Source organism: Streptomyces sp. OR43 (genome assembly GCF_008042275.1).
In the GTDB taxonomy this organism is placed as follows: Bacteria; Actinomycetota; Actinomycetes; order Streptomycetales; family Streptomycetaceae; genus Streptomyces.
On sequence record NZ_RDBK01000043.1, the window covers coordinates 2,568,914 to 2,591,029 of the forward strand.

Here is a 22,116-nt window from a genome sequence, read left to right on the forward strand (position 1 = left end):
CCCGTAGGCGCCGTAGCCGGTCGTGCCGAGCCCCGCCACGGCTGCGGCACCCCCCGCCCCCTCGCGCCGCCTCTTCGTCGCGCGGGCTGTCGGGGGTGCCGCAGCCGTGGCGGGGCTCGGCACGACCGGCTACGGCGCCTACGGGGTGCTCCGCGGCCCGCGCGTCAAGCGGGTCGCGGTCCCGCTGGCCCGGCTGCCCCGGTCCGCCCACGGCTTCCGGATCGCCGTCGTGAGCGACATCCACCTGGGCCCCATCCTGGGCCGCGCGCACACCCGGCGGATCGTGGACGCGGTCAACCGGACCCAGCCCGACCTGATCGCGGTCGTCGGGGACCTGGTCGACGGATCGGTCGAGAATCTGGGCCCGGCCGCCGAACCGCTCGCCGGGCTCCGCGCCCGGCGCGGCGCGTTCTTCGTGACCGGTAATCACGAGTACTACTCGGGCGCCGCCGAATGGGTGGACCACGTAAGGGAATTGGGCCTTCATCCGCTGGAGAACGCCCGGGTCGAGATCGACGGCTTCGATCTCGCCGGGGTCAATGACATCGCGGGCGAGAGCGAAGGACAGGGCCCGGATTTCGGCCGGGCGCTCGGCGACCGGGACCGTACCCGCGCCGCCGTTCTCATGGCCCATCAGCCCGTCGTCATCGACGAGGCCGTGGAGCACGGCGTGGACCTCCAGCTCTCCGGGCACACCCACGGCGGCCAGCTCTGGCCGGGCAACTACATCGCGGAGCTGTCCAATCCCACGGTCGCGGGGCTCGAACGCTACGGCGACACCCAGCTGTACGTCACGCGCGGCGCCGGCGCCTGGGGTCCGCCCGTGCGGGTCGGCGCCCCCTCCGACATCACCGTCGTCGAGCTCGCGTCCCGTCAGGCGTAATCACCGTCCGACGGCCCGGAATAGGCGATCGGGTGACCGGTCGTGAACCCTCTGTATTCGACGTATCGGCCCAAGGTTTCAACTAACGAACAAAAGCCTATGAGGCTCTGATTTCCTCTTCCAGATGTGAAAATCGTGTGATTGGCTGAGCGCGAACGTGCGGTGATCTGCGTATCTGAGCGCGACGCCGAGGTGGGGCTGGTAAGGGAGAGCACGGCAATGCGGTCGATCCGGCTACGGATTCTCGCGATTTTCGCGGTTTTGGTCATCGCAGGCGTGGTCGCCTGGCAGTTGCTTCCCTCGGACGAGGGGAACACTGATCCGATCACGGTCGGCACGACCGACGAGGTGACCTCACTGGACCCGGCGGGCGCGTACGACGCGGGTTCGTGGGCGATGTACAGCAACGTCTACCAGTCGCTCATGACGTTCAAGTCCGGGGCGATCGTCCCCGAGCCGGATGCCGCGGAGAGCTGCGGGTTCATCGGCGGGAAGCTGCAGACGTACCAGTGCAAGCTCCGTGACGACCTGACCTTCTCCGACGGCAAGGAGATCACCGCGGAGGACGTCAAGTACTCCTTCGACCGGATGATGGGGATCGCGACGGACGTCGGTCCGTCGGTCCTCTTCCCCAGCCTGAAGAACGTGGTGACCGAGGGCCGGACCATCACCTTCAACCTCTCCTCGCGTGACGCGACCTTCCCGCAGAAGCTCGCCACCGGAGCGGGTTCCATCGTCGAGAAGGACGCCTACGCCGAGCACAAGCTCCGCAACGACGGGCGGGTGACCGGTTCGGGGCCGTACGTACTGAAGTCGTACGAGGAGGGCGTCAGCGCCGAGCTCGTGCCGAACACGAAGTACAAGGGCGCGCTGAAGAACACCGGTGACCCGATCACCGTGCGCTACTACAAGCAGTCGGACGACCTGCTGGCGGCCTGGAAGTCCGGCCAGGTCGATGTCACGCACCGTCAGCTCCCGTCGTCCACGCTCGCCGAGCTGGACCCGGGCGCCGTCGACCAGCACGTGACGGAGGCCGACAGCGCCGAGATCCGTAACCTGGTCTTCAACGTCCGCGACGGCTCGCCGCTCGCCGACAGGAAGATCCGCCAGGCCATCGCGGCGCTCATCGACCGCGCGCCGCTGGTGACCGACATCTACAAGGGCACCGTCGAACCGCTCTACTCGCTGATCCCGCAGGGCTACATCGGGCACAGCACCCCCTTCTTCGACGCCTACCCGTCGCCGAGTGCCAAGCGGGCCAAGCAGCTGATGCAGGAGGCCGGCGTACAGCTGCCGCTGCCCGTCACCTTCGCCTACCGCGACGACGACGAGTACAAGAAGGAGACGGCGGAGATCAGCCGCCAGCTGGAGGCGGACGGGCTGTTCAAGGTCACGGTGAAGGCCGTCGAGTGGCAGACCTTCCAGAAGGAGTACGCGGCCGGTAAGTACGACATGTACACCGTCGGCTGGCTCCCCGACTACCCGGACCCCGACACCTTCAGCCAGCCGCTCGTCGGCCGCGAGAACAGCCTTCACAACGGCTACACCAGCAAGAAGATGGACCGGCTGATCAGCTCCACGCTGGAGTACAGCGACCGCAGCCGCACCTCGGCCGACTTCAAGGAACTGCAGAAGCTGGTCGGCGAGGACGTTCCGCTGGTGCCGCTGTGGCAGAAGAAGGACTACGTCCTCGCCAAGCCCGACATCTCCGGATCGCAGTACCTCTCCGACGGCACCGGCATCTGGCGGCTGTGGGAACTGGGCTGGATCTGATCCGGCGTCACAGCGCGGGTGTCACCGCGCGACAACGACAACGAGCGGCCGCCCCGGGAAGGATCCCGGGACGGCCGCTCGGCCGTTCCCGCGCTACTTGGCCGGCGTCCGGCCCGTCGCTCCCGGCAGGAACTCCTCCAGCACCTCGTAGACCTGGCGCACCAGCGGCCGCAGCACCCGGAACCGGGACAGGGCGATGGCCCGGGCGATGATCGGGGAGATGCGCTCGACGAGGCGGCGGCTGCGCTCGGCGTCGTCCGTGCGGTCGTACACCCAGTACAGCACCAGCCCCATCTGGTTCAGCCACATCAACTGAGGCAGCAGGTCGGCGAGTTCGGGGTCGACCTTGGTGCCGGAGCCCGCCAGGCAGCGCTCGTGGATGGAGATCGCCGCCTCCCGCGCGGAGACCGAGTCAGGCGAGAAGGGGCTGAGCGGGCTCTCGGGGTCGGCGGCGTTCTTGAAGAACTGGGCGGCGAAGCGGTGGTAGGGCTCCGCCACGTCCAGCCAGCAGAGCAGGACCCCGCGGATACGTTCCGCGAGGTCCTTGTCGCCGGCCAGCACCGGCTGCACCGCCGCCTCGTGCTCGGCGGCGATCCGGTCGTAGAAGCCCTGGACCAGGTGTTCCTTGGACGAGAAGTAGTAGTACGCGTTCCCTACGGAGACGCCGGCCTCCTGGGCGATGGCCCGCATCGTCGTCTTGTCGTATCCGCGTTCCTGGAAGAGCCGGAGCGCGGTCTCGAGGATGAGTGTGCGGGTCTGCTCGCTCTTGGGAGCCTTGACTTCCTTCACGTCCTTCTCTTCCTTCACCACGGTCCCGAGGGTATCCGGACCGGCTACGTCGCCGGGCCGGGCCCCTGGACCCGGCATGCGGCTGCGGTCGCTGTACTCCAGCGTGGAGCTGATCAGCCGGTCCATCTTCTTGCTGGTGTAGCCGTTGTGAAGGCTGTTCTCGCGGCCGACGAGCGGCTGGCTGAAGGTGTCGGGGTCCGGGTAGTCGGGGAGCCAGCCGACGGTGTACATGTCGTACTTACCGGCCGCGTACTCCTTCTGGAAGGTCTGCCACTCGACGGCCTTCACCGTGACCTTGAACAGCCCGTCCGCCTCCAGCTGGCGGCTGATCTCCGCTCGGTGACCGGGGACAGGTCTACCGCTCCACCTCCGCGTGGATCGTCTGTCTCTGGGCGCTGGCCGAGCACCGGCCGAAGGCCCACTGGCTGACCACCCCGTCCGCCCGGCACGGCTCGGCCGTCAGCGAGCGGTACTTCGCGGCGGCGAGGACGGTCGCCCGGGCGAACGGCCGGCCGGCCGGGGTGGTCAGCCAGTGGGCCTTCGGCCGGTGCTCGGCCAGCGCCCAGAGACAGACGATCCACGCGGAGGTGGAGCGGTAGACCTGTCCCCGGTCACCGATCACCGTGATCTCCTCCAGGGTTCCGGCGTGGTCGAGACCGGGGAAGCGGCGGTGTGCCTCGGCCGAGTCCGCCGGGACGAGGTCGAGCGGGACCAGCTGGCGCTGGTTCATCAGCCAGTGGCGCAGATGGACGCAGAGCGAGCACTGCGCGTCGTAGAGCACGGTGAGCCGTTCGACGGACCACCGCCCGCCATCCGTGCGCTGCCTCATGACCGGTCCTCACGCCCTGGGGGCGGGCGCGGCCCACGGGCCCGGTCCCGTCCAGCCCTGCGGCGCGACGGGCGGGGTCTGCTCGCGCTCCATCAGGCCCCGGCGACGGATCTTGTTGAGTACGTAGACGTTGCCGAGGTGCATGACCCCGAGGACGAGCAGGACGACGCCGACCTTGACCGACAGCGCCTCGAAGAGCTCCCGGGCGTCGGCGACACCGTCGGAGTTCTTCAGATAGAGCGTCACGAACCCGAGGTTGACCAGGTAGAAGCCCACGACCAGCAGGTGGTTGACCGCGTCGGCGAGCTTCTCGTTCCCGTGCAGCACATCGGCGAGGAACACCTTGCCGTTGCGGCTCAGCGTGCGGGCGACCCAGACGGTGAGCGCCACGCTGATGAGCAGGTAGATGACGTACGCGACAACAGTGAGGTCCATGCCCCACCCTCCCTTGAACGCGTTCAAATGCTGTTGTCATGGACTGTAGACCCCTCTTTGAACATGTTCAAGCCGGGGTTCCGGTGGTCCGCGTCACCGCCTCGGCGGGCGTGGCGGGCGTCTTGAAGCGCCGTACGCCCGGCACGGCCGCCGTGGCCAGACAGGCCGTGCCGACCAGCAATCCGGCGACGGCGAGCGGGACTTCGGGCCCCCACGCGGAAGCGGCGAGCGGGGCCAGTGCGTACCCGAGCGGCATCGCGCCGAGTGAGAGCAGCCAGTCGTACGAGGTCACCCGGGCGAGCACGTGCGCGGGAACGGCGGACTGGACGGCGGTCTCCCAGACCGGGTTGAGGAAGCCCAGCCCGGCCATGGCGGTCCCGTACGCGACGACGGCCACGCCGACGGGCGCGTGTGCGGCCAGCAGGCAGAGCGGGAGGGTGTACAGCGCGCCTCCCAGGTTGGCGGTCAGGACCGGGCGGCGGGGCAGGGCGCGGCCGGCCACCAGTGAGCCGATCAGCAGCCCCACGGCGCCGGTCTGGAGGAAGGCGAGCCAGACGCCCTGGCCGCCCAGGTGGCGGAGGAAGAGCGCCGGCCCCAGCGTCATCAGGACGGCGGCCGCCCCGTTCCAGGCGGCGTGGGCGATCAGGCTGGTCCAGTACCAGTCGCGGCTCCGGACCTCGCCCCAGCCCTCCCGGAGGTCGCCGATCAGGGAACGCCGCGGGATGGGGACGTGCCGTACCTCGATCGCGGCGAGCAGTGCTGCGCTCACCGCGAAGGTCGCGCCGTCCAGGACGAAGGCCCAGCCGGGCCCGGCGGTGAACACCAGCACTCCGGCGACGGCGGGGCCGCCGATCCGGGCCGCGCTGCTGACGACGGCCATCAGGGCGTTGGCGCGCAGCAGTCCGGACTCGGCCACGGTGCCGCGGATCAGCGGCGAGACGGTCGGCATGGAGAAGGCGCCGGCGGCTCCGCCGATCGCCTCGGCCGCCGCGATCTGCCACAACGCCGGTGTGCCGGAGAGCAGTTCGGCGCCGACGAACAGCTGGGTGACGCACCGTACGAGATCGGTGGTCAGCGCCACCGTGCGGGCGTTGAAGCGGTCGCCGACCACGCCGCCGAGGGGCAGCAGGAGCAGCTTGGGCACCATCGCGCAGGCGAGCACCAGGGCGAGGGCGCCGGTCGAGTCGGTCGCCAGGTACACGGCGAGGGTGAGCGCGGCGGGGATCGCGGCGTCACCGAGCAGGGAGAGGCTGCGTCCGACGAAGAGCAGGCGGAAGGAACGGGTGCGTAAGGGGTGAGGCATGGGCGGGAATCTATTTCGTCACCGAACTATTCGTCAACGAAATATATGCTTCCGAAGTATGTAGGTGCCCGGCGTAGGCTGTGGCCCATGCAGCAACGCGACTGGACCGACGGCCACGTGGAGCGGTGGAAGCCGGTACTTCCCGAACTCGACCCCGATGTCGAGGGCGCGGTGACCCGGATGAAGAAGCTCGGGGTCCACCTGCGCCGGGTACGGGAGCAGTCCCTGGTCGACTTCGACCTGGACCGGCAGGAGTTCGACACCCTGCACAAACTGGCCGGCCGCGGCGGCAAGGCGGCCCCCTCGGAGCTCGCCGCCGACCTCGACCTCGCGCCCGCCTCGGTCACCGGTCGGCTGGACGCGCTGGAGCGCCGCGGGTTCGTCCGCCGCAGGACCTCCACCACCGACCGGCGGCGCGTCGACGTGGAGCTGACCGAGGAGGGCCGCTCGACCTGGACCGGCGCGATGGAGTTCCTCGGTCACGAGGAGGAACGCCTGCTGGGCGTCCTGGCCAAGGACGAGCGCGCCCTGCTCAACGACATGCTGCGACGCATCATGGTGGTCGCGGAGCACAAGGGCGGCGCGGGCTGGGACTGAACCGCCCCGGGTACGGCAAGAGGCCCCGCCTCCCGCGGTGTTCCCGCGGGGGACGGGGCCTCTGGCGCGTTCGGGAGATCCCGGGGTCAGAAGCGACGCGTGATCAGCGCGCGCTTGACCTCCTGGATCGCCTTCGTGACCTCGATGCCACGCGGGCAGGCGTCCGTGCAGTTGAACGTGGTGCGGCAACGCCACACACCGTCACGGTCGTTGAGGATCTCCAGGCGCTGCTCGCCGCCCTCGTCGCGCGAGTCGAAGATGAAGCGGTGCGCGTTGACGATCGCCGCCGGGCCGAAGTACTGGCCGTCGTTCCAGAACACCGGGCACGAGGACGTGCACGCGGCGCACAGGATGCACTTGGTGGTGTCGTCGAAGCGCTCGCGGTCCTCGGGGGACTGCAGACGCTCGCGGGTCGGCTCGTTCCCCTTGGTGATGAGGAAGGGCATGACGTCGCGGTAGGCCTGGAAGAACGGGTCCATGTCGACCACGAGGTCCTTGAGGACCGTGAGGCCCTTGATGGCCTCGATCGTGATCGGCTTCTCCGGGCTCAGGTCCTTGATCAGCGTCTTGCAGGCGAGCCGGTTCTTGCCGTTGATCCGCATCGCGTCGGAACCGCAGATGCCGTGCGCGCACGAGCGGCGGAACGTCAGCGTGCCGTCGGTCTCCCACTTGATCTTGTGAAGGGCGTCGAGGACACGCTCCTTCGGGTCGATCTCGATCTGGAAGTCCTGCCACTGGGCCTCGTCGGAGACCTCGGGGTTGAACCGGCGGATCCGGAAGGTCGCCGTGATGTACGGCGAGTCGGCGAAACCGGCCTCGGGCTCGGGAGCCTTGTCGGCCTTTTCCAAGGTGGGGGTAGCCATCAGTACTTACGCTCCATCGGCTGGTAGCGGGTCTGGACGACCGGCTTGTAGTCCAGCCGGATCGACTCGGTGCCGTCGTCGGCGACCTCGCGGTACGCCATGGTGTGGCGCATGAAGTTGACGTCGTCGCGGGTCGGGTAGTCCTCGCGGTAGTGACCGCCGCGGGACTCCTTGCGCGCCAGCGCCGAAGTCGCCATGACCTCGGCGAGGTCGAGCAGGTTGCCCAGCTCGATGGCCTCCAGCAGGTCCGTGTTGAACCGCTTGCCCTTGTCCTGGATCGACACGTCGAGGTAGCGCTTGCGCAGCTCGGCGATCTTGTCGACCGCGGTCTTGATCGTCTGCTCGGTGCGGAACACCATCACGTTGGCGTCCATGCACTCCTGCAGCTCCAGGCGGATCGCCGAGACGCGCTCGGTGCCCGCGGAGTTGCGCAGCCGCTCGACCTGGTCGATGACCATCTGCGCCGGGTTCTCGGGAAGCTCGACGAGGTCGTTCTTCGCGGCGTACTCGGCGGCTGCGATGCCCGACCGGCGTCCGAAGACGTTGATGTCGAGCAGCGAGTTCGTACCGAGGCGGTTGGCGCCGTGCACGGAGACACACGCGACCTCGCCGGCGGCGTACAGGCCCGGGACGACGGTGGTGTTGTCGGCCAGCACCTCGCCCTCGACGTTGGTCGGGATGCCGCCCATGGCGTAGTGCGCGGTCGGCTGGATCGGGATCGGGTCCGTGTAGGGCTCGATGCCGAGGTACGTACGCGCGAACTCCGTGATGTCCGGGAGCTTGGCGTCCAGCTGCTCCGGCGGCAGGTGCGTGAGGTCGAGGTAGACGTGGTCGCCGGCCGGACCGCAGCCGCGGCCCTCGCGGATCTCCGTGTAGATGGAGCGCGAGACGACGTCGCGCGAGGCGAGGTCCTTCATGACGGGCGCGTACTTCTCCATGAAGCGCTCGCCGTCCTTGTTGCGGAGGATGCCGCCCTCACCGCGGGCGCCCTCCGTCAGCAGGATGCCCATGCGCCAGATGCCGGTCGGGTGGAACTGGAAGAACTCCATGTCCTCCAGCGGCAGACCCCGGCGGTAGCAGGCGGCCTGGCCGTCACCGGTCAGGGTGTGCGCGTTCGACGTGACCTTGAAGAACTTGCCGGTGCCGCCCGAGGCGTAGATGACCGACTTCGCCCGGAAGACGTGGATCTCGCCGGTGGCCAGCTCGTAGGCGACGACGCCGGCGGACTTCTTGACGCCGTCCTCCTCGACGACCAGCTGGTCGAGAACGTAGAACTCGTTGAAGAACTCCACGCCCTCCTTGACGCAGTTCTGGTACAGCGTCTGGAGGATCATGTGGCCGGTGCGGTCGCCCGAGTAGCAGGCGCGACGGACCGGGGCCTCACCGTGGTTGCGGGAGTGACCGCCGAAGCGGCGCTGGTCGATCTTGCCCTCGGGGGTACGGCCGAACGGCAGGCCCATCTTCTCGAGGTCGAGAACGGCGTCGATGGCCTCCTTCGCCAGGATCTCGGCGGCGTCCTGGTCGACCAGGTAGTCGCCGCCCTTGATCGTGTCGAAGGTGTGCCACTCCCAGTTGTCCTCCTCCACGTTGGCGAGCGCGGCGGCCATGCCGCCCTGCGCGGCGCCCGTGTGGGAGCGGGTGGGGTAGAGCTTGGTCAGCACGGCGGTGCGGCTGCGCTTGGTCGACTCGATGGCCGCGCGCATGCCGGCGCCGCCGGCGCCGACGATGACGGTGTCGTACGTGTGGATCTGCATGGTTTACCTCTGGTCCTTCGGGCCCGGCGCCTAGCGGATGTTCGGGTCGAAGGTGAAGATCACCAGCGTGCCCAGCAGGACGGTGAACACCGTGGCGGTGTACAGCAGCATCTTCAGCCAGAAGCGGGTGTTGTCCCGTTCGGCGTAGTCGTTGATGACCGTACGGAGTCCGTTGGCGCCGTGCAGCATGGCGAGCCACAGCATGGCCAGGTCCCACACCTGCCAGAACGGCGAGGCCCAGCGGCCCGCCACGAAGGCGAAGCCGATCTTGGAGACGCCGCCGTCCAGTACCAGCTGGATCAGCAGGTGGCCCAGGACCAGGACGACCAGCACGATGCCCGACAGGCGCATGAAGAGCCAGGCGTACATCTCGAAGTTGGTGCGCGAACCCTTGGGGGTCTTGCCGGTCCGCTTGCGCGGCGGCTCGATCACGGGCGCGGGGTTGTCGACGTCGTAGAGGGCCGCGCCCTCGACGTCGCCGATCGCGGAAGTCTCGGTGGACATTGGCCTCAGCTCCCGAATACTTCGCGTACGGCGTGGCCGAGGACGGGGTACAGGGCCCCGACCATCAGCACGATCCAGATACCCAGCACGGCCCAGAGCATCTGCTTCTGAACGCGCGGGCCCTTGGCCCAGAAGTCCACGGCGACGATGCGCAGACCGTTCAGCGCGTGGAAGAGAATCGCGGCCACCAGGCCGTATTCGAGGAGCGCGACGATCGGCGTCTTGTACGTGGACACGACGTCGTCGTATGCCTCGGGGGAGACGCGGACGAGGGCGGTGTCCAGGACATGTACGAACAGGAAGAAGAAAATGAGGACACCGGTGACTCGATGAGCCACCCAGGACCACATGCCTTCCCGGCCGCGGTACAGCGTTCCAGCCGGCACGGAAGAACCCTCCGGGAGCGGGGATTGGGGTCGGCCGGCTTGACTGTCGGTCTGACCCGGCCGGGTACGGTCCACCGGCCCCGGCCATCGTAGCGACGGTTTGTCGGTTCGATCGCGCGGGGGCCTCTGGTGTGATCAAAGTGGCAACGAATCAGGCACGGACGGCCTAGGTCGCGCCACAGGTGGGCCTGTTTGCCCGCCTGTGAGAGGGAATCCGCCCCTCTCGGCCCGCCGTCAACCCGTTACTGACTCGATACCAGCTCGATGATGCGGCCCCGGGCGAGTCGCCGCATCTCGTCCGCCGCGACCACTCGCTCCTGCTCGGGGTCGTGCCCCAGCCGGGCCCGGATGCCGGCCAGCACCTGATCGGGGTGCTCGGCGGGTCCGAAGTCGTCCAGGCAGATCACGAACACATGGCCGAACCTGCATTCGTACGCGGCGTGCGCGGCGGCCAGCGCGAGATGGGCGGTGCGCGGCGCGTCCGGGTGCAGTCCGGGGGCGACCTCGGCGGCCAGCGCCTCGGCGCGGTCGGTGGGGGAGAGGTCGTAGCAGGCCTCGTCGGCGGCGGCGAGCAGCGCGTCCAGATCCGGGTAGGGGCGGTGGTCCGCCAGCCGCTTGGCCCAGCGGCGGCTGCCGAAACACTCCAGCAGCGCGGCCTCGGCCGCGGCGGCTGACGCGGCGTTGAACCCCGCCAGGCCGCAGGGCCCGGACGGGACCCGGCCGGGCGCGGATCCGCAGCTCTGCACGGGTACGGCGGTCCGCCGGGCGGACGGGGGCGGCTGCGCGGGGAGGCCGGCGTGGGACTCGCTGGACCTGGACAGCGTGGACTCCTGGAATCAACGGCATCTGTGAACCTGGAGTGGGGAGGGACCGGAGAGACCAGGTGGATGCAGGGTGAAGGGAGAGACGAATGTGCCTCAAAGCTAGCGACGCGGGGCAACGGCCGTCCGACGGATGCGCGAATTTCACCCGGACGGGAGAGTTTCACGATGCCTGAGGGACGAATGAGCGAGGAGAATGCCCGGCTATCTCACCCATCTGCCACCTTTTCTCTCCCTTCTGCTCTCTTTCCCCCCGAAACCGGAGGTTTCTGAACGATGGCACCCTCACGCGGCGCCCTCATGGCCGTGACGGCGGTGGCGGCCGCGAGCATCACCGTCGCCGCCTGCGACAGCTCCGGCACCGAACAGCAGAACGGCTCCGCCACGTCCCCCTCCTCGTCGTCGCCGTCCGCGTCCTCCCCCACACCCTCCCCGACCCGGAGCTACCCGCTCTCGAAGACGCCCCGCACGATCCCCGCCGTACGGGAGCACACCCCGGCCCGCGGTCCCGGCTGGCGGCCGGGCAAGAGCAGCGGCGTGGTGATCGACCAGGGCGACAAGGGGCTGGCCGACGAAGGAAGGCTGCTCGCCGGTGAGCTGAGGATCCGCTACCGGGGCGAGGTCCCGGCCCGTGCGGGCGATGTGGAACTGGCCCTGGACCCGAAGGCCGGCGACGGGCCCGAGTCGTACACCCTGCGGACCCACGACGGACGCGTCACGATCAGCGGTCCCGCGCAGGCGGGGGTCTTCTACGGGACCCGCACCCTCAAGCAGTCCGTGCGCGCCGACGGCACCATGCCCGAGGGCGAGGTGCGCGACCGCCCCGACCGCCCGCAGCGCGGCCTCAACCTGGACATCGCGCGCAAGCACTACAGCGCCGGCTGGATCGAGGACCGGCTGCGCGACATGGCCGACCTCAAGCTCAACCAGCTCGGCCTGCACTTCTCCGACGACCAGGCCTTCCGCATCGAGTCCGACACCCACCCCGAGGTGGTGTCGCCCGAGCACCTGACCAAGGCCGAGGTGCGGCGCATCGTCGCCCTCGCCCGCGGTCTGCACATCGAGGTCGTCCCCGAGATCGACTCCCCGGGCCACCTCGGCGCGGTCCTGGCCGCCCACCCCGGCCTCCAGCTGCTCAACGTCTCGGGCGTGCCGTCGAAGGGATCGCTCGACATCTCGAAGCCGGGCGCGGCGAAGCTCGTCGACGAGCTCCTCGGCGAGTACACCGAACTGTTCGGCGGCGCCTATTGGCACCTGGGCGCCGACGAGTACCAGGCGCTCACGGTCAGCAGTCCCGCCGCCTCGTACCCGCAGCTCCAGCGCGCGGCCGTGAAGAAGTACGGGGCGCAGGCCGGCATCGAGGACCTCGCCACCGGCTGGCTCAACGACCGCGCTGCGGTGGTCCGGCCGCACGGCATGAAGCCCAAGGCGTGGAACGACGGCCTCTTCCGCGACAGCACCGTCAGGGCCGACAAGGACATCGAGATCGAGTACTGGACGGGCAAGGAGTACGGCGCCCGGCCGCCGGAGCAGTACCTCCGTGAGGGGTACAAGATGCTGAACCTCAACGACGAGTACCTCTATTACGTGCTCGGCCAGCCCAACGCCTTCGTCTACCCCACGGGCAAGCGCATCTACGAACAGTGGACGCCGCTCGTGCTGCGCGGCACGAGCCCCGTCCCGGCGACGTACTCGGACCAGATCCTCGGGGGCCGGTTCGCGGTCTGGGGCGACTTCCCGAACGCCCAGACCGCGGCGCAGGTGGCCGAGGGCATCCGGATGCCGCTGCGGGCCACCTCCCAGAAGCTCTGGGATCCGGGCAAACCGGAACTGAGCTGGGACGGGTTCAAGGCGCTGGCGAAGGAGATCGACCAGGGCTGAGGGCCTGACCTGCCAAAACCGTGGACAGTGAGGCAAGCGGGGGGCTACGTTCCGCTGGCCGCGTGGTCCGGGGAGGGACGCGCGCTCCATGCGTAGACGTCCGAATCCTGGGGGGTTCCCTTTCCATGCTCTGCTCACTCTGCGGTACGAGACCTGCCCACACGGCCGACGGGCGGTGCACGGTGTGCGCCGCCTTCCGCCGTTCCCGGGCGGGCGGACTGATGCCGACGCCGGAGGGGCCGGCAACCGGGAGGTCACTGCGGTCGCCGGTCGGGCTCGGCAAGGCGGTGTGCGTGCTGCTCGGGGCGGTGGCCGTGGCCGACCTGCTGGCGCTCGGCGCCGGCGCTTACGCGCGTCAGGTGTACGGCGACGGGATGGCCGACGACTTCCTGAGATTCGACGAGGCGCTCGCGGACCGCGCCGACACGCTGTACCAGGCCTCCGGATCACTGCAGGTGCTGACCTTCCTGGCCACCGCGGTCGTCTTCCTCGTCTGGTTCCGCAGGGTGCGGCTCAACGCGGAGGTGTTCGACGCGTACGCCCACTCGATGCGGCCCGGCTGGGCGATCGGCGGCTGGTTCGTCCCCGTCGGCAACCTCTGGCTGCCCCACCGCGTCGCGAGCGGCGTGTGGACCGCGAGCTCCCCGGGCGGCAGCAACCGCGCCCCGGCCCCGCGCGGGCTGCTGCACGCGTGGTGGGCGGTGCTGGTCTGTTCGGAACTCGTCTCCCGGTTCACCGGGTCCGCCGCGGACGCCGAGGAGGCGGACGAGGTCCTGCACGCCTTCGACCTGGGCATGGCCACCGACGCACTCGACATCGTCTCCGCCGTGCTCGCGATCCTGTTCGTGCGCCGGCTGACCGCGATGCAGGGCGAACGGGCGGCGGAGCGGGCCGCCACGGTCCCGCCGCTCACCCCGGAGCGCGCGGACCGGGGCCGGTCGCACTGAGGCGTCGGGTGCGGAGCGGCGGTATTCAGACGACATGAGTGACGCTTTTCGGCCATTCGGCGCTGTACGCGATAAGACGACGCGCTACGTCCCCGTGCGTCCGATCCGGGTACGGGGAGGCCGACGGGAGACGCCGATGAGCCTGCTCGAACTGATCGCCGCCGCTGACGCCCGAGGGCTCGCCGCGAGCGGGACCGCCTGCCTCGACCGGTGCCTGCCGCAGCCCGCCGGGGCGGCCGACCCGGATCCGCTGCGGCCGCTCTGGGCGGGCTGCGCCGACCCGCACGACTGGCCGGACCGGCTGGCCGAGGCGCGCACGGCGCTGGACGCCCTGCCCGATCCGCCGGAGAGCGTCCGGCGCATCGCGAAGCTCCTCGGCGAGGCCCCCGCGGACCGGACGGGCGAGGCGCTGCGCACCTGGGCGGACGCCTGCTCGGTGCTGGCCCTGGACCTCCACCGCGGGCACGACGCCGCCCGCGCCGACGCCACGGAGCTGGTGGCGCGCTGCCGGGCCGGCGACCCGGCCGGAGCGGGACCGCTGCTGTCGGGGGAGGCCGCCCGGCAGGCCCGGATCCTGGAGATGCTCGCGGAGATCGGCGACGGCGCCCCCACGGGAGCCGGGCTGCGCCAGGTGATGGACGTCTCGACGGAGGGCCAGCGGGTCCTGAGGGCGGCGGCCTCACGACGGGCCCGGGTGCGGGGCTGACCCGGCGCGATCCCGGGCCCCGAGCTCCGACCGCCGCCGCACGGACACACGGCTGGGCGCACGGCGGCGACAACCCCGCCGAGCCGTAACGACGGCCGGCGGAGAGCTGAGAAGAGGTTCGAGCGCCCCCGCATCGGGCGGCGCGCCGCCCTGATCCGAGCCGGATCAGGTGGACGGGGGGACGCGTGGGCCACGCGGTGGCCGCGTAACGGGCCCGCGAGCCGCGTTTTCCCGGGCCGGAGCGGGGCGATGGAACGACGACCGGGGCCGCCACCCCCCACAGGAGAGGCCCCGGTCGTCTTCCGCGGGGTCGCAGGACGACCCCGTACTCATCTCTGCGCCGCGACTGCGTTTTCTGTCACACCGCGCGGTGTCCGAAGAATGTTGCGGGTTGTACAAGTCATGGACGCGACGCCCGGAGAGGACGTAGCGTGCTGAGTCGCGCAGGGTGGCGCGGCAGTGGTGACCAGCTGCGATTCGGGACAGCAGGGCAGGTTGAGGGAGTGCTGGGGGACGACGCGGGGCTTACTGCCGCGGTGCTCGCGGCGCAGGACGGGGACGAGGACGCCTTCCGTACTGTGTACCGCGCTGTGCAGCCGCGGCTGCTGGGCTACATACGGACGCTCGTGGGGGACGCGGACGCCGAGGACGTGGCGTCCGAGGCGTGGCTGCAGATAGCCAGGGACCTCGACCGATTCAGCGGTGACGCCGACCGCTTCCGGGGCTGGGCGGCGCGGATAGCGCGCAACCGGGCCCTGGACCATCTGCGGATGCGGGGCAGGCGGCCCGCCATCGGCGGCGACGAGACGGAGCTGTCGGGGAAGCCGGCCGGGTCCGACACGGCCGACGAGGCGATCGAGGCGCTGGCCACCGGCCGCACCATGTCGCTCATCGCCCAGCTGCCGCAGGACCAGGCCGAGGCCGTGGTGCTGCGGGTGGTGGTCGGTCTCGACGCCAAGAGCGCGGCGCAGACGCTGGGCAAGCGGCCCGGCGCGGTCCGCACCGCCGCGCACCGCGGGCTGAAGCGGCTCGCCGAACTGCTGCGGGCGGACGACGCGGACCGCGCGGGCGGAGCGGGGCCTTCCAGCGGTGGGGCGGTCGGCGCGCCGGCCGCGTCACCGCCGGCGGAAGCGCACCCGGGCGGCGAAGGCCGTTCGCCTGCGGCCGGTCCTGCGGAGGGAAGCCGTCCGCGTGGCGACGGGGCGGCCGGCACGGTCGGCGCGCCCAGGGGGCCGGGCGGTGGCACGAACCCCGCGCAGTCCTCGCAGAACAACGGGGCGGGCCGGACGGTGGAACTCGGCGCCGTCCCCGCGCAGCGCCCCTCCCGCACCGGCCTGGTGGCGCCCGCCGGTGTGACGCATTCGCGTCTGTGGACGCAGAAGGACATGTGATGGCCGACGAGCAGCACGAATGGCTTGACAAGGAAGCGGCGGAGAAGATGCTCCGCCGCGCACCGGTCGACCCTTCCGACGGCCCGCCCCGGAACGAGGCCGAGAGGCTCGCGGCCGTCCTGGACGCCGTGGCCCGCACCGCCCGCCCCGCCACCGGTGAGCTGCCCGGCGAGGCCGCGGCCCTGACCGCCTTCCGCGCCGTCCGCCGTACCGCCGCCCGTACCTCGGGCGTCACCGCACCGGCGGATCCGGCCCGGACCGCGGGCGCGGACGACTCCGCCGAGTCCGGCATGCTCGCCCCCGTACACATACGCCCGGCCGGTTCCGGTACGGCGTCGGGGGCCGCGGGAATCCGTGGCCCCCGCCCCATGCGCTGGAGCCGGCCCATCCGGTTCGGTCTGGTCGCCTCCCTCGCGTGCTGCGCGATCGGCGGGGTGGCCGTGGCCGCCGGAACCGGGATGCTGCCCGGTCCCTTCGGCCGGCACGCGCCGACACCGGCCACCTCGGTGTCGGCCGCGGCGTCCCCCGAGGAACTGGGCTCCGACCTCACCACCGACGACGAGACATCGGCACCGCCGCCCGGATCGCCGGGCGAGGAAGCCGCGTCACCGGACGCGTCCACGACCGGCGGGCCCGAGAGCGGCCGCCCCGACGGTGGCGACCGCACCGCCGGCCCGGGCCGGGAGACCGACGGCGGCGACGGCGGCGGTGAAAGCCGGTCCGGCGGAGCCGGGAACAAGCCGTCGGGCGGCAGCGGCCCGACGCCGAGCCCCGGCGGCAAGGACGGTGACGGGGCCTCCGGCGACAGCGGCGACGAGGCGTCCTGGTACGCGAAGACGGTGAAGGCCTGCCGCGACTACCGCGGCGGCAAGCTCGAGGAGGAGCAGCGAAAGCGCCTCGAAGCGCTGGCCAAGGGGGCCCGTAATCTCGACCGGTTCTGCGACCGGATGCTCGACCAGACCGACGGCAAGAACGACGACGGTGCGGGTCAGGGCGACAACGGCGACGACGAACCGGCCGGGAGCGACGGCTCGTCCGGCGGCTCGGGCACCCTGCCGTCGATCGGCTTCTCCACCGCGTCCCCGGACCCCTCGACCACCGCCGAGTCCTCCGGCTCCGCGCGCTCCTCGTCGCCCTCGCCCGCGGCGCGCTGAGTCCACTCCGCCCGCCCCGGCACCACCGGGTGTGACGTTTTCCGGCCGATGGGCGCAGTAACAAGTGAGCCGACTGGTCATCGGCAGCGCCCGCAGCCGGGGTTCCCCCCGTACCTACGGCTCGGCGCAATGGCGCGGGCGGGACCGGGGGAACGTGTCTCCCCCGTCCCGCTCCGCCTCACTTGTAGACGACGACCTTGTCGCCGTTGCGGACCTGGGCGAACAGCGAGGCGATCTTCCCCTCGTCCCGGACGTTGACGCAGCCGTGCGAGGCGCCGTTGTAGCCGCGGGCCGCGAAGTCCGAGGAGTAGTGGACCGCCTGGCCGCCGCTGAAGAACATCGCGTACGGCATGGCCGTGTGGTAGATCGACGACACGTGGTGCCGGGACTTCCAGTAGACGGAGAAGGTGCCTTCGCGGGTCGGCGTGTACTGCGAGCCGAACCGCACGTCCATCGACGAGACGATCCTGCCGTCGATCATCCAGGAGAGCGACCGGCTGTTCTTGCTGATGCAGATGACCCGGCCCGTCAGACAGCGCTTGTCCGGTTTCGCGGCCGGCCGGGTGGTCGGCGGGGTCAGCTCCGCGGCCGTCGGCGCGTGCGTCATGCCGAGCAGCTTCCGCCAGGTGACGGTGTCCGTCCTCCCCGTGCGGGACAGTCCGCGCTTGCCCTGGAACGACTGCACGGCGGTGACCGTGACGGAGCCGTAGTAGCCCGTGGGGCTGCGGTCGAAGTGGCCGATCTGACGCAGCCGGGCCTGGAGCTCACGGACCTGCTTGCCCTGCGAGCCGGTCGCCATCAGCACCTCGGCCTGCGGATCGGCCGACGGCGTGGCTTCGGGGGTGGACTTCGGCGTGGCCTTGGGCTTCGCGCTCGGCTTCGCGCTCGTGGACGGCGTCGTCGACTCCGTCCCGTCCGTGCCGGGCTTGGCGTCCTCGGTGGGTGAGCTGCTCGCCGGCGGCGCCGACGGAGTGGCCGGCGCGCTGCCGGCGGGCTCGGCCTTGCACCCGGAGGTCACGGCGACCAGCGCCAGTACGGCGACGGCGGACGCCGCGCCCGCCCCCCGGCGTCCTTTGTGCGCGTGGCCGCGCCCGGTCCTGCTGCTGCGTATCATCCCGACCCCCTGAATCTGCGGTATCTCATGGGACGGATTCCCGCTCTGCCCGGTTGCCGAATCCTGCGCATGATGGGGAAAGCGGCATCGAGGACCGGAGGATGTCAGGCATCGGGGCTGTGAGCAAGGTCCCGGCCCGGCCCCCTCCACCGCTTCAGGACCCGCCGCTACAGTCCGTCCCGAAAGCCATGGGTACCAGTGAGCAGCATCAGCGGGAGGCACAGCAGATGACGCGCGAGTCGGAATCGGGACTGCCGATCGAGCCGGTCTACGGGCCGGACACGCTCGACGGATGGGACCCCGCCGCGAAGCTCGGCGAGCCGGGCGCCTACCCCTTCACCCGCGGCGTGTACCCGTCGATGTACACGGGACGCCCGTGGACGATGCGCCAGTACGCCGGCTTCGGCACGGCCACCGAGTCCAACGCCCGCTACAAGCAGCTCATCGCCAACGGCACGACGGGCCTCTCCGTCGCCTTCGACCTGCCCACCCAGATGGGCCACGACTCCGACGCGGACATCGCGTCCGGCGAGGTCGGCAAGGTCGGGGTGGCGATCGACTCGATCGACGACATGCGCGTGCTGTTCGGCGGCATTCCGCTGGGCGACGTCTCCACGTCCATGACGATCAACGCCCCGGCCGCGCTGTTGCTGCTGATGTACCAGCTCGTCGCCGAGGAGCAGGGCGTCCCGGCGCGGCAGCTCACGGGCACCATCCAGAACGACGTGCTCAAGGAGTACATCGCCCGGGGCACGTACATCTTCCCGCCGGGACCCTCCCTCCGGCTGACCGCCGACATCTTCAGGTACTGCCGGGCCGAGATCCCGAAGTGGAACACCATCTCGATCTCCGGCTACCACATGGCGGAGGCCGGGGCCTCGCCCGCGCAGGAGATCGCCTTCACGCTCGCGGACGGCATCGAGTACGTCCGCACCGCCGTCGCGGCCGGCATGGACGTCGACGACTTCGCCCCGCGGCTCTCCTTCTTCTTCGTCGCGCGTACGACGCTCCTGGAGGAGGTCGCCAAGTTCCGGGCCGCCCGGCGGATCTGGGCGAAGGTGATGAAGGAGGAGTTCGGCGCCAGGAACCCCAAGTCGATGATGCTCCGCTTCCACACCCAGACCGCCGGTGTGCAGCTCACCGCCCAGCAGCCCGAGGTCAATCTGGTACGCGTCGCGGTGCAGGGCCTGGCCGCGGTCCTGGGCGGCACCCAGTCCCTGCACACCAACTCCTTCGACGAGGCCATCGCGCTGCCCACCGACAAGTCCGCCCGCCTCGCCCTGCGCACGCAGCAGGTCCTCGCGTACGAGACGGACGTGACGGCCACCGTCGACCCGTTCGCGGGCAGTTACGTCGTCGAGAGCATGACCGACGACGTCGAGGCCGCGGCCGTGGAACTGATGCTCAGGATCGAGGACATGGGCGGCGCCGTCAGCGCGATCGAGCAGGGTTTCCAGAAGAACGAGATCGAGCGCAGCGCCTACCGCGTCGCCCTGGAGACGGACAGCGCCGAGCGGGTCGTCGTCGGCGTCAACCGCTTCCAGCTCGACGAGGAGGAGCCGTACGAGCCGCTCCGCGTCGACCCGGCGATCGAGGCCCAGCAGGCGGCCAGGCTGGCGCGGCTCCGCGCCGAACGCGACCAGGGCGCGGTGGACACGGCCCTGGTGGCTCTGCGCAGGGCGGCCGAGGGCACGGACAACGTGCTGTACCCGATGAAGGACGCGCTGCGGGCCCGCGCCACGGTGGGCGAGGTGTGCGGCGCGCTGCGGGAGGTGTGGGGGACGTACGTGCCGTCGGACGCGTTCTGAGACGCGTGGCGAGGTGGGGGCGGAGGGCAGCAACGCGCCTCCCCGTACCAACAGTTGTGAGGTGAGGACGCGGATGCCTGTCACGTGTCTGTGACACGGAACGGATGGGTCCGCTGTACGGCACACCTAGATTCGTTGATGCAGCCCGCCCCACCTCACGGCCCCACACTTCGAGGAAGCGGCATGCGACTCTCCCAGCCTTCCGAGCCCGCAAGGGCCATTCCTCACGGAGTCGATCATGTCTTTCCGTCCCTCGTACCGCCGTGTCTCCCTCCGCACCGCCGTCGCCGCGGCCGCACTGGGAGGCGCCGTCCTCGTCCCGGCCACCGCGGCCTTCGCCGACACCGTCCCGGCCACGCCGGCCGGTCAGGGACAGCAGGCCACCGACGACGGCACGCCGGTCCACACCGACGAGCTCGAGGGCGGACTGACCGCCAAGGTGTACAAGCACGGTGATCAGCACGTCTATTACACGGCTGAGGTGCTCGACGGTGCGAAGGTGCTGGGGGTTCTGACCGCGGGTGGCGGTTACGCCCCGGAGGAGAGCAGGGTCTTCGGTAACGGGATCAAGGTGACGCTGGACTTCACGGGTGCGGTGACGTCCGTCGTGGACGCGGGCAGCGACGGCCAGGGCCCCGTCACCCCGGCGGGCGTGCTGGTCCACACCGACGAGCTCGAGGGCGGTCTCACCGCCAAGGTGTACAAGCACGGTGATCAGCACGTCTATTACACGGCTGAGGTGCTCGACGGTGGGAAGGTGCTGGGGGTTCTGACCGCGGGTGGCGGTTACGCCCCGGAGGAGAGCAGGGTCTTCGGTAATGGGATCAAGGTGACGCTGGACTTCACGGGTGCGGTGACGTCCGTCGTGGACGCGGGCAGCGACGGCCAGGGCCCCGTCACCCCCGTCGAGTGCGTCGCCACGGTGACGAAGAGCATCGGGGCCGGCACCCTGGCCGAGTTGAGCATCAGCCCGTCGGGCCCGTCCGTCGTCTTCCAGGGCGACGACGGCAAGGTCCTCGGCCAGCTCTCCCGGCTCCACCCCGAGCTTCCGGCGAGTGCCGGCTTCCTCGGCGAGATCATCAACCCGAGCAGCGCCGCGCCGCAGCTGCGCACCAACATGGAGGGCGGCGGCCACCCGGCGTCCGTCACGGACTTCCCGAAGCTGCCCGAGGGGTGCAGCTTCATCTACGCCACGACCTCGGGCAACAGCACCTCGGGCACCGGCACCCAGACGCAGACCACGCAGACGTCCGTCGTCCCGAAGGGCAGCGTCGCCGCCGGTGCCGAGTTCGAGCAGAACGGCAGTCCGGTACTGATCGCCGTTGGCGGTGCGGCAGCGGTGGGCGCGGCGGGCCTCGGTTTCGTCCTCCTGCGGCGCCGCGCGGCGGTGTCCGGCCGCTGACCGGCCGGGCCGCTCGTCCCGTCGTCCCACGTCAGGGGAGGGGCCGTCGCACCGTGCGGCGGCCCCTCCCGGTTCCGCCTGCCGGGAGTCCCGTATGCGCATCCCCCTCGCCCGTCGCCTGCTGGCGGGCCCGCTCGTCGCCCTCCTCTCCGCCGCCGCACTGACCGGCTGCGCCTCGGGCGACGGTGCCCCTGCCACCCCGCCCGCGCACATCGCGGCCCCGCCCGGCGCGCCGGCCACACCCGCGCCGGCCACACCCGCGCCGGCCACGTCCGCCGCCCCGCTGCCCGCCTCCGAGCCGGTCCGGGTCCGTATCCCGTCGGCGGGCATCGACACCGGCCCCGTCCTGAAGCTGGGTCTGGCGTCCGACGGCACCGTCGAGGTCCCGTCCGTGGCGCAGGCGGACCGGATCGGCTGGTACACCAAGGGCGTCACCCCCGGAGAGACCGGGCCCGCCGTCCTCATCGGGCACTTCGACACCTCCGAGGGTCCCGCCGTCCTGAAGAACGTCTCGAAGATCGTCGCCGGTGACCGCATCACCGTCACCAGGGCGGACGGGTCCGATGCGGTGTTCGCCGTGCGACGGCTCCAGCAGGTCGACAAGGGCGCCTTCCCGACCGACGAGGTCTACGGCGACACCACCGGCCCCGAGCTGCGGCTGATCACCTGCGGCGGCGAGCTGAGAGGCGGCCACCGGCCGGACAACATCATCGTCTTCGCGGAGCTGGTGAGCTGAGACCCCGGGGCCCCGCGGCAAGCGGAACCCCCGCCTCCCG

Annotated in this window: 20 protein-coding genes and 2 pseudogenes; 11 read left to right on the forward strand and 11 right to left on the reverse strand. The window is 70.8% G+C overall.

Features of this window, described 5'->3' with window-relative positions:
• Window positions 1-37: 37 nt before the first annotated feature.
• Together EAO72_RS30545 and EAO72_RS30550 are read left to right on the forward strand one after the other, a co-directional pair.
• Window positions 38-883, forward strand: a pseudogene (locus EAO72_RS30545) (metallophosphoesterase); the annotation flags it as partial.
• A gap of 219 nt (window positions 884-1,102) precedes the next feature.
• Complete coding sequence (locus EAO72_RS30550; protein ID WP_148022130.1) at window positions 1,103-2,656, forward strand: ABC transporter substrate-binding protein; 1,554 nt, start codon at window positions 1,103-1,105, stop codon at window positions 2,654-2,656.
• 93 nt (window positions 2,657-2,749) lie between these two features.
• Here EAO72_RS30550 and EAO72_RS30555 read toward each other — a convergent pair whose 3' ends face one another.
• The 5 genes and pseudogenes from EAO72_RS30555 to EAO72_RS30570 all read right to left on the reverse strand — a co-directional run bounded on the left by EAO72_RS30555 (window position 2,750) and on the right by EAO72_RS30570 (window position 6,012).
• The gene (locus tag EAO72_RS30555; RefSeq protein WP_222724158.1) at window positions 2,750-3,466 is read right to left on the reverse strand and encodes a TetR/AcrR family transcriptional regulator; all 717 of its coding nucleotides are present in this window, start codon (window positions 3,464-3,466) and stop codon (window positions 2,750-2,752) included.
• A gap of 150 nt (window positions 3,467-3,616) precedes the next feature.
• Window positions 3,617-3,775 (reverse strand): annotated as a pseudogene (locus EAO72_RS44180) (ABC transporter substrate-binding protein); the annotation flags it as partial.
• A gap of 25 nt (window positions 3,776-3,800) precedes the next feature.
• Window positions 3,801-4,274: a thiol-disulfide oxidoreductase DCC family protein gene (locus EAO72_RS30560; RefSeq protein WP_261991673.1), complete on the reverse strand. Its 474-nt coding sequence runs from the start codon at window positions 4,272-4,274 to the stop codon at window positions 3,801-3,803.
• Window positions 4,275-4,283: 9 nt separating this feature from the next.
• Window positions 4,284-4,709, reverse strand: coding sequence for a hypothetical protein (locus EAO72_RS30565; RefSeq protein WP_148020325.1), 426 nt, complete (start codon window positions 4,707-4,709; stop codon window positions 4,284-4,286).
• A 67-nt stretch (window positions 4,710-4,776) separates the two neighbouring features.
• Entirely contained in the window at window positions 4,777-6,012 is a 1,236-nt protein-coding gene (locus EAO72_RS30570; protein ID WP_148020326.1) for an MFS transporter, read from the reverse strand.
• An 87-nt stretch (window positions 6,013-6,099) separates the two neighbouring features.
• On the opposite strand from EAO72_RS30570, the gene EAO72_RS30575 reads away from it, so the two are divergent.
• Window positions 6,100-6,609: a MarR family winged helix-turn-helix transcriptional regulator gene (locus tag EAO72_RS30575; protein WP_148020327.1), complete on the forward strand. Its 510-nt coding sequence runs from the start codon at window positions 6,100-6,102 to the stop codon at window positions 6,607-6,609.
• An 86-nt stretch (window positions 6,610-6,695) separates the two neighbouring features.
• On the opposite strand, the gene EAO72_RS30580 is transcribed toward EAO72_RS30575, so the two are convergent.
• From EAO72_RS30580 to EAO72_RS30600, 5 genes are all read right to left on the reverse strand, one after another.
• Window positions 6,696-7,472 carry a succinate dehydrogenase iron-sulfur subunit gene (locus tag EAO72_RS30580; RefSeq protein WP_148020328.1) on the reverse strand — a complete coding sequence of 259 codons (777 nt, stop codon included), beginning with the start codon at window positions 7,470-7,472 and terminating at the stop codon, window positions 6,696-6,698.
• Window positions 7,472-9,226: a succinate dehydrogenase flavoprotein subunit gene (gene sdhA, locus EAO72_RS30585; RefSeq protein ID WP_148020329.1), complete on the reverse strand. Its 1,755-nt coding sequence runs from the start codon at window positions 9,224-9,226 to the stop codon at window positions 7,472-7,474. Before sdhA ends, EAO72_RS30580 begins: the two co-directional genes overlap by 1 nt.
• A gap of 30 nt (window positions 9,227-9,256) precedes the next feature.
• Window positions 9,257-9,730, reverse strand: a complete 474-nt coding sequence (locus tag EAO72_RS30590; RefSeq protein ID WP_148020330.1) for a succinate dehydrogenase hydrophobic membrane anchor subunit — start codon at window positions 9,728-9,730, stop codon at window positions 9,257-9,259.
• 5 nt (window positions 9,731-9,735) lie between these two features.
• Window positions 9,736-10,116 carry a succinate dehydrogenase, cytochrome b556 subunit gene (gene sdhC, locus EAO72_RS30595; protein ID WP_026249405.1) on the reverse strand — a complete coding sequence of 127 codons (381 nt, stop codon included), beginning with the start codon at window positions 10,114-10,116 and terminating at the stop codon, window positions 9,736-9,738.
• 242 nt (window positions 10,117-10,358) lie between these two features.
• Window positions 10,359-10,862 (reverse strand): 2-oxo-4-hydroxy-4-carboxy-5-ureidoimidazoline decarboxylase, encoded by a 504-nt coding sequence (locus EAO72_RS30600; RefSeq protein ID WP_148020331.1) that lies wholly within the window; start codon window positions 10,860-10,862, stop codon window positions 10,359-10,361.
• A 351-nt stretch (window positions 10,863-11,213) separates the two neighbouring features.
• Here EAO72_RS30600 and EAO72_RS30605 point away from each other — a divergent pair, with 351 nt between their 5' ends.
• From EAO72_RS30605 to EAO72_RS30625, 5 genes are all read left to right on the forward strand, one after another.
• A complete protein-coding gene (locus EAO72_RS30605; RefSeq protein ID WP_148020332.1) occupies window positions 11,214-12,818 on the forward strand; it encodes a beta-N-acetylhexosaminidase in 1,605 nt (534 codons plus the stop codon).
• 221 nt (window positions 12,819-13,039) lie between these two features.
• Complete coding sequence (locus EAO72_RS30610; RefSeq protein WP_148020333.1) at window positions 13,040-13,765, forward strand: DUF4328 domain-containing protein; 726 nt, start codon at window positions 13,040-13,042, stop codon at window positions 13,763-13,765.
• Between the two features lie 136 nt (window positions 13,766-13,901).
• Window positions 13,902-14,471, forward strand: coding sequence for a hypothetical protein (locus EAO72_RS30615; protein ID WP_148020334.1), 570 nt, complete (start codon window positions 13,902-13,904; stop codon window positions 14,469-14,471).
• A 503-nt stretch (window positions 14,472-14,974) separates the two neighbouring features.
• A complete protein-coding gene (locus EAO72_RS30620) occupies window positions 14,975-15,862 on the forward strand; it encodes an RNA polymerase sigma factor (protein WP_148022131.1) in 888 nt (295 codons plus the stop codon).
• A complete protein-coding gene (locus EAO72_RS30625) occupies window positions 15,862-17,016 on the forward strand; it encodes a hypothetical protein (protein WP_187285285.1) in 1,155 nt (384 codons plus the stop codon). The genes EAO72_RS30620 and EAO72_RS30625 overlap by 1 nt, the downstream gene beginning before the upstream one ends.
• 178 nt (window positions 17,017-17,194) lie before the next feature.
• Here the strand turns inward: EAO72_RS30625 and EAO72_RS30630 are convergent, their stop codons facing one another.
• Window positions 17,195-18,130 carry a L,D-transpeptidase family protein gene (locus EAO72_RS30630; protein ID WP_148020336.1) on the reverse strand — a complete coding sequence of 312 codons (936 nt, stop codon included), beginning with the start codon at window positions 18,128-18,130 and terminating at the stop codon, window positions 17,195-17,197.
• A gap of 227 nt (window positions 18,131-18,357) precedes the next feature.
• Between EAO72_RS30630 and EAO72_RS30635 the strand changes: the two genes are divergently transcribed.
• The 3 genes from EAO72_RS30635 (at window position 18,358) to EAO72_RS30645 (ending at window position 22,076) form a co-directional block, all read left to right on the forward strand.
• Entirely contained in the window at window positions 18,358-19,938 is a 1,581-nt protein-coding gene (locus tag EAO72_RS30635; protein WP_148022132.1) for an acyl-CoA mutase large subunit family protein, read from the forward strand.
• A 238-nt stretch (window positions 19,939-20,176) separates the two neighbouring features.
• The gene (locus EAO72_RS30640; RefSeq protein ID WP_148020337.1) at window positions 20,177-21,340 is read left to right on the forward strand and encodes a hypothetical protein; all 1,164 of its coding nucleotides are present in this window, start codon (window positions 20,177-20,179) and stop codon (window positions 21,338-21,340) included.
• Between the two features lie 94 nt (window positions 21,341-21,434).
• A complete protein-coding gene (locus EAO72_RS30645; protein WP_148020338.1) occupies window positions 21,435-22,076 on the forward strand; it encodes a class F sortase in 642 nt (213 codons plus the stop codon).
• Window positions 22,077-22,116: the final 40 nt, after the last annotated feature.